This window comes from Desulfonatronospira sp. MSAO_Bac3 (assembly GCF_003838035.1).
In the GTDB taxonomy this organism is placed as follows: domain Bacteria; phylum Desulfobacterota; class Desulfovibrionia; order Desulfovibrionales; family Desulfonatronovibrionaceae; genus Desulfonatronospira; species Desulfonatronospira thiodismutans.
The window spans coordinates 1-6,866 of the sequence record NZ_QYZY01000109.1; the positions used below are offsets into that span (position 1 = coordinate 1).

The window sequence follows — 6,866 nt, forward strand, 5'->3', positions numbered from 1 at the left end:
TCGTCAGGGTCAACAGAAAGTCCGGCCGTGGTTATGATCATATCGCAGCCGGAATCCAGAAGCCGGGTAAGGCAGGATTTTATCTCTTCTTTGTCATCTGGGCAGATTATAGACCTGTTTACCTCCGAGCCAAGTTTTTGCACCTTGTCCTTTATGATGGGCTCGAAGCGGTCCTGGATAATACCCTCGAAAACCTCTGTCCCGGTGATGAGCAGCCCCACCTTTTTTTGCATAAGCGGCAGGACTTTGAAAAGCGGCCCCTGGTTCAGTACCTGCATGGCCTTATTGAAGTTAGATCTGGGAAGGTACAGGGGTATGGCCCTGGTACCTGCGATGACAGAACCTTTTTTCACCAGCATATAGCTCTGACGGCTGGCGCACATGACCTGGGGCACCAGGTTGAAAGCCAGAAGATTGTCTTTCTGGGCCACAAGCAGGCCGTCCCGGCCCGCCTTGAGATTGACCCGGCCTTCTCTGGGAGGCAGGCCAAGCTCCACTCCTTCACCGGCCATGGCCCGGGCAAAACTTTCGGCTGCCTCGTCCTCATGTACCCAGTCCTTATCGCTGGGCGCAGCTTCGGTGTAGAGGTTCTGCCTGCCGATCTGCTGCAGGCGGCAGATATCAGAGAAATTTATTTCCTGTCCGCGTTTGATGACCACGCCCTTGGATTTGCCGGGCTCTATGCCGGTCATATCGTGCGCGGCCTTCTGCCCCACGGCCTCATGTACGGACACCTGCTCCAGTTCCGGCTCCTGCATATCCTCGCCTTCTGATATATAGGGGCTGTCCCCGTGGCATCCCCTGCAGGCCGCGCCGTCATCTGCAGGATATGGCTCATTGCATATGGGGCAGACTGCAATGCTGGACATTTTTTTGCGGGTAAGCTGATCCATGTCCACCTGCATGGGCCTGGCGGTAAGTATGTCCCGGCCGGCAGTTCTTATCTGATGCATGAGCCGTTCAAAATCCTGTTCCTGTTTGGGCTTGAGTTTCAGAATCCAGCCTTTTATTTCGTCCCATTTCTCAAGTTTTACAGGATCCACGAATACCCGCACCCCCTGTCCTGTATACTTGTCGTAGAAGGTCAGGGCGTAGCGTCCCAGGTTGACTATTTTCAGCCAGCTGTTGCCCACTGTGCATAAAGTCAGGAGCTGAACCGCATCGGGCAGGCACTTGGGGGTTTCCACCACGGCGTCAAAGATGGTGTCCGGGGGCAGGGCATCCCTGGCCATATCCACCATGATCCCGCCTACTATTATACCCGGGGCCGGGCTGCCGTGAAAATTTCGAACCACCTCCAGAAATTCTTCGAACTCATAACCGCCGATACGCATTCTTGTCTCCCCTGTTGTAACTATTGATTTGCTGTTTATGATTTGCTGCTGTCCCAGAATCTTTCGGGTATCCTGCCCTCTTTTTCCACTTCGTGCATACTTATCATTTCTTCCTGCCCTGTTTCACCGGGCTTTAGACCGGGCTCAGCCGGTGTATCCGGCATTTTCTTTTTGATTTGCGCCCAGAATATGCGGCACAGGATATACATGGGGATGAGAACCGCGGCAAAGCCCACGCTCTGGCCCAGAACAGGCAGAGGGAAAAGCAGTGCAAACTCGATGTGGCCGAACCGGGTATTCATCCAGCCCAGGGCAAAGGGGACCGGCCATAGAACGGCTGCCCCCATGGTGAGCATATTGAAGAAGTATTTGCCAAAGGCCTCGTTGGCTTCCTTGTTGCAAGCCCGGTAGTTTTCCTTGTCCTTGAGCAGAAGCGCCTTGACCGAGAGGTTGTGCATTCTGACCATGTTGGACCGGAACCGTCGGATATGGTTGCGGTTGATCCAGGATCCGATGCGGAAAGTTATTTCCCCGGCGAACACACACCAAAGGCAGAGGACAAAAGTGCCGAAGAAGAAGCCGTTGACCGGGTTTTCAAACCACCTGTAGGGGGCGATGAGCACCAGGTCCAGCATGATTATCAAGTGATCCCACCAGTTCATAAGGTATCCGTTGTTTGAAAAACTATCGCAGAAGCAGCGGCAAAAAGCAAGCAGGGCGGCTTTAACCCGGTTAAAGCCGCCCTGGATTGTCAAGTCACTTTAGACTGCAGGTTTAGGGCCTGGTCAATCAGCCGGCACCGGCCAGGAATTCATGGATCTGGGTGCCGGTGATGCCCATGATGATGTAGTTGATGCCCACGTAAAAGGCCAGGACGATGAATATCCTGGTGAGGACCTTTTCCGGAATATACTGCGAAGTGCGCGGTCCTATCATGGAGCCGATGAATATGCCCACCAGCTGAGTCCCGATAAGAGACCAGTGAACCAGCACGCCTGCAGCCAGGTAGCTCAGGATAGCGGTGATCATGCCCACGAGCACGGCCAGGGCCGAAGTCCCTGCGGCCAGGTACATGGGCAGTCCGGCCACGGCAGTGATAAAGGGCACCAGCATGAAGCCACCGCCCACACCCAGAAATGCGGCAATGGCTGCGATGACAAAGCCGCCCAGTATGGGGAACAGGGGGTTAAAAGAGAATTCCACCCCATAAAAGGTAAAACTGATCTTTTTGGGGTTAAAGGAGGTCATTTTCACCCCGAGCTCGGAAGTGTCAATGGCTTCGCCGCTTCTCTTGCGTTTCATGGTTTCTTCAAAGGCCTGGGCTGCTTCTTTGGCCTTTTTCTTGCTTTTCTGTCCCCTGGGGGTGGTCTGGTAGAACATCCAGCAGCCCAGGGCCAGAACAAAGATGCCGAAGAGAGAGATGTAGTCTTCGAAGGAGATACGCCCGGCGGTCAGGGTGGGCACCAGATAGCTGCCCAGGATGGAGCCTATGGCCAGGGCAATGCCCACCGGAATAACCAGCCGGCCCAGCTTCCAGTAGTTGAGGGTGGAGACCAGGGCGCTGAAGCCCACCATAAACTGGTTGGATAGCCGGATGGAGTCTGTAACAGCGGTATTTATGGCTGCAGATTTACCTTCGAACTTGTCTGCATAGGCCCCCAGTCCATAGATGGATATGTGACCTATGCCTGCGGCAATTCCGCCAAAAGCTCCGACTGTGGAAAAAATCCAGCCAACCACGATGGCCCAGATAAAGGCGATAAACAGATTGATCTGCGGCGCACCGGGTATGCCCAGATACCCTTCCGGGTCGTCTTTGTCCAGATGTCCTGATTCGTGGGCACTCTGGATGGCTTCTTCCAGGAGATGAGGATCTTCGATGATTTCCTCAACATCTACATCCGCAAAAGCCATGCCCTGCAGAGCCAGAAACAGGGCCAGTGAAAAAAGGCAGGCAAGGAAAAATTTTTTGTGCATGGGTCCCTCCTAAAAGTAATAGATTGGAAAATACTTATTTTTTGTCCTGTCTGGATAACAGAACACGACTTGCAAAGCTCTCCCTGGTTCTGGCCGAAGCCTGGTTGGGATCAATGAAGCTCAGGGCGTGGGCAGTACAGGCTGTAACACAGGCCGGTTTCTCTCCCCGGTCTATGCGGTCGCTGCAGTAGTCGCACTTCATGATTCGCCCATTGGTCTCGTCCCACTGCGGAATATCCCAGGGACAGGACATTATGCAGGCCTTGCAGCCCACGCAAAGTTCCTCCTGGACCATGACTATGCCGTCCTTGTCCCGCTTGTACAAAGCACCTGTGGGGCAGGCATGCACGCACCAGGGGGTTTCACAGTGAAAACAGGGCAGAAAAAGATTCAGATACCTGGGCTTTTCCTTTCTCTTGACCGGGCCGATGGTCACCAGCTGGCCCAGCCTGGCTCCCTCGGGAACCCTGTTTTTGGCTTTGCAGTGCACTTCGCAGGCTTTGCAGCTGATGCACCTTTTACCGTTGATCTTGATGAGATAGCTGCTCATGTCTTGACCTCCTTAAGTATGGCCTGATTGAAATTGTATCTTTAAGCATCCCGGATGCCCGCCTGTAAGCGCTTTTATAACGAACCACCCCGGCCTCTCCTTAACCAGGGAGGGGGGTAGACTGTGGTGTACGTATAAAATGACAAACTGATAGCAACATAAGTGAAATAATTAAGGTTGAGATTGAGTTTGAAGCTTCCTGCAGGGTCTGGTAAAAGCTGTTGCGTATTTTTGAAAATGCATATCTGTTTATCCGGATTTAATGTTAAATAGCTTTTAACATTCTCGTGTCACTGATAGGTTCAGATGCTTGCACATGGCAACAGTGTGCTGAAAATAACAATCTTTTTTTGGAGATTTTTTTGCAATTATCTTGTATAACTGTATTTTTATTTTTTGCATGTCTTCCTGGAGTGTGTCTGATTTATCCTGTGTCAGGTAATTAATGATCATGTTCACATGAATTATGTCTACCATTGCCTTTATTCACGGCCAGTAACCATTCAGGGGGATGCCTAAACCGGCCCGGGGACAGTCCCCGCGACACCTTTCCCGCACAAATACCAAAATTACAGACGCGAAGTTTTGTGAATCTGCACAGTTAGTACTTAGCGGGGACAGTCCCCGGCCTAGTGCCAGTTATAAACACCGAAGACCCCCTGAATGGTTATCACGGCCATTGTCCTGAACTCTGCTTCCTTCAGCCGGCCTGCTTTTATCCCTGGCCCTGTACTCGAGCCTGGCCAGCAGGTCGTATTTGAATTCGTTGCGGGTGTATCCGGCAAGATAGATGTTGCTGGAGAAGGCCAGTGCCCCGGCTGGACAGGTCTCCACACACAGACCGCACAGGCTGCAGTAGTTGTAGTTCAGCTTGAAAGATGTGGGGCTGCGCCTGGCAATCCCCGGCAGGGCCCTGGCTTTGGGCATGGGAATGAGAAAATGCCCCTGGTCATGGTCAGGAGGCTTGCCGGTCTTTTTTGGAGCAAGGTGAGGTCTTTTGTGAGAGACCTTGATGGAAATGCAGGCCCCGGGGCAGATTCTGACGCATGCACCGCAGCCGATGCATCTGGAGGCCCCCGGGTCTTCCGCGGATGGAACCAGTTCCACATGGCCTCGGTATCCTTCCAGGGAAGGTACAACCTGCCGCGGATAATGAACAGTAACGGGAGGACGGAAAAAATTGACAGACGTGACCTTGAGTCCTACGCCCAGGCTCCACAGTCCTTTGATAGTTTTTCTGATAGTGCTGAAAAACATGGCTTCCATCATTGTTGTCAGGTTAGCAGGCGGTACCAGAAGGCAGTGCATCATCAGATGTAATGCAGTATCTTCCTGTACCCTCAGAGGAAAAACATACTCCTTGTGTAGGAATATTATTCCTGTAGTATAGCTCACCATATTTTTTTTGTAAAACAGTTTTCTTGCAAGTCTGTATGTTCTAAAAAGCACAAGCTGCGTGTTTTGAGTAATCACATGGGCTTTGTAAAATAAAATATAGATTCATACATCATTTTTTACGGATATGCTTATCCATATCAGCTGTTGTTTTACCTGTCATCAGGCTTTGGTGCTGTTCTGGATGGGAGAGAATGTGTTTTTTTTCTCGAAATACTTTTTTGCTTGTCATAAATCCTGGTGTTTGCTACTGACAATAAAAAGCTTGGAGGATAATATGACTGACAACAAAGTTTACAGTGTATGCGGCATGTGTACGGTCAGGTGCCCCATAGAAGTGGAAGTGCATGGGGACCAGCTCAAGTTCATACAGGGCAATCCCCACTCTGCCCTCAAGGGCGCCCTGTGTGCCCGCGGCGGAGCAGGTGCCGGGCTTATCAACGATCCGGACCGCATCCGTCACCCCCTGATCCGTACGGGCAAGCGCGGAGAAGGACAGTGGCGCAAGGCATCCTGGGATGAAGCACTGGATTATGTGGCGGACAAGCTTGGGGGGATAATTCAGGAGCATGGCGGGCGCTCTTTATTGTGGTCAGACCGGGGAGGGCCTTTCCGTGATCTGCATCAGGCATTCGTACGCGGTCTTGGTTCGCCCAACTACAGCAACCACGACGCTTCCTGCGCTCGCAATGTGCAGCACGCGGCCATGTCGGTCATGGGTTACGGCCGCAAGGGGGTGGCTTATGATCTTAAAAACGCAAAACATGTTGTGCTGCAAACACGCAATATCCTGGAAGCAATCAATGTAAAAGAAGTCAACGACCTTCTGGATGCCGTGGACAACGGCTGCAAGGTCACGGTCATAGATGTGCGGGCCACCAAGACCGCGGGCAAGGCGGACCGTTTTCTCATGATCAGGCCCGGAACAGATTATGCCTTTAATCTGGCTGTCATCAACGAGCTCATCAACAAGAACCTTTATGATGCAGACTATGTGCACAGCTTTGTGCAGGATTTTGATCAGCTGCGCAATTTTGTCCAGGACTATACTCCGGAATGGGCCGAGAAAAAGACAGGCATCAAGGCCAGGGAGATCCGCGACTTTGTGGTGGACCTGGTCAAGGCCATGCCTTCCGTAGTCTGGCATCCCGGCTGGAATACCGCAAGATATACCGATTCTTTCTATGTCTCCAGGACCATATATATTATCAATGCATTGCTTGGCAGCATCGGGGTCAAGGGCGGCCTGCCCTTCATGGCCAAACCCGGGGACTGCGGCAGCAAGGGCCTCAAGGCCCTGGCATCCCTTTATCCCAAGCCCGAAGATGAGCGGGCTGACGGGGTAGGCACCAGGTATGGACATTTTGATCCGGGTCCAGGGCTTTTGCATTTGGGCTTTCAGGCCATAGAAAAGCAGGATCCATATCCGGTAAAGGCCTACATAGCTTACCGGCACGATCCATTCATGGCCTTTCCCGACCCCGAGGCCCTGAAGAAGATTACGGACAACCTGGACCTCATGGTATCGGTTACTTTCTCCTGGTCAGCCACGGCCTGGAATTCCGACGTGGTCCTGCCCTTGTCTCCATATCTGGAGCGCGAAAGCATCA

General features: G+C 52.3%; 6 protein-coding genes. 1 reads left to right on the plus strand and 5 read right to left on the minus strand.

What is annotated here, in order from left to right; all coding sequences use genetic code 11:
* The 5 genes from D5S03_RS04000 to D5S03_RS04020 form a co-directional block, all read right to left on the minus strand.
* The coding region (locus tag D5S03_RS04000; RefSeq protein ID WP_287042755.1) for an FmdE family protein at window positions 1–1,334 on the minus strand (1,334 nt) is incomplete at its 3' end.
* Window positions 1,335–1,369: 35 nt separating this feature from the next.
* Entirely contained in the window at window positions 1,370–1,996 is a 627-nt protein-coding gene (locus tag D5S03_RS04005; protein ID WP_008871409.1) for a hypothetical protein, read from the minus strand.
* A 127-nt stretch (window positions 1,997–2,123) separates the two neighbouring features.
* Window positions 2,124–3,311, minus strand: coding sequence for a sulfite exporter TauE/SafE family protein (locus D5S03_RS04010; protein WP_287042756.1), 1,188 nt, complete (start codon window positions 3,309–3,311; stop codon window positions 2,124–2,126).
* 34 nt (window positions 3,312–3,345) lie between these two features.
* Window positions 3,346–3,861 (minus strand): 4Fe-4S dicluster domain-containing protein, encoded by a 516-nt coding sequence (locus D5S03_RS04015; protein WP_008871407.1) that lies wholly within the window; start codon window positions 3,859–3,861, stop codon window positions 3,346–3,348.
* A gap of 639 nt (window positions 3,862–4,500) precedes the next feature.
* The gene (locus D5S03_RS04020; protein ID WP_287042757.1) at window positions 4,501–5,118 is read right to left on the minus strand and encodes a 4Fe-4S binding protein; all 618 of its coding nucleotides are present in this window, start codon (window positions 5,116–5,118) and stop codon (window positions 4,501–4,503) included.
* A gap of 415 nt (window positions 5,119–5,533) precedes the next feature.
* On the opposite strand from D5S03_RS04020, the gene D5S03_RS04025 reads away from it, so the two are divergent.
* On the plus strand, window positions 5,534–6,866 hold a 1,333-nt coding region (locus D5S03_RS04025), incomplete at its 3' end, for a molybdopterin-dependent oxidoreductase (RefSeq protein ID WP_287042758.1).